This is a genomic window from Rhodococcus sp. ACPA1, assembly GCF_002300195.1.
In the GTDB taxonomy this organism is placed as follows: Bacteria; Actinomycetota; Actinomycetes; order Mycobacteriales; family Mycobacteriaceae; genus Rhodococcus_F; species Rhodococcus_F opacus.
In genome coordinates this window covers 1-379 of sequence record NZ_NSDX01000039.1, presented here as the reverse complement: position 1 = coordinate 379, position 379 = coordinate 1, and the positions used below count along the sequence as shown (strand labels likewise).

1 protein-coding gene and 1 pseudogene are annotated in these 379 nt (G+C 63.9%); both read right to left on the bottom strand.

The features are described from left to right. On the bottom strand, window positions 1–162 hold a 162-nt coding region (locus CJ177_RS46585), incomplete at its 3' end, for an NAD(P)-binding protein (RefSeq protein ID WP_143548839.1). 43 nt (window positions 163–205) lie between these two features. Next, a pseudogene (locus tag CJ177_RS49140) lies at window positions 206–379 on the bottom strand (transporter); the annotation flags it as partial.

The following is a 379-nucleotide window of genomic DNA, read 5'->3' as shown; positions in this document are numbered from 1 at the left end:
GCCCCGACGGACGGTCTCGACTCGTCCGCCCGTGCGATCGGTGGATTCGAGCACCACCACGTCGGTCTCCGGCGCCACCGTGGTGGCCGCCATCAGCCCCGACATTCCGGCGCCGACAACAACTACCTCGGTGGTCTCTTCATACACGTCGTGCGTTGTCATTTTTCGGTTCCTGACTCTCGATCACAAGGAAAGGTCCGGCGGCTCAGGCCGTAGCGGGAGCGCTGCCGCTGACCGCCTGCGCATCGACGCGCTTGTTGTAGGCGTCGAACGCTCGGTAGGCGCGGTAGTACGTAAACATTTGCAGGCCCCACGTGGACAGCGCGAAGATGTAGAAGATCGTGTGCTCCGCGTCGTCGCCCGGGATGTGGACGAAGTC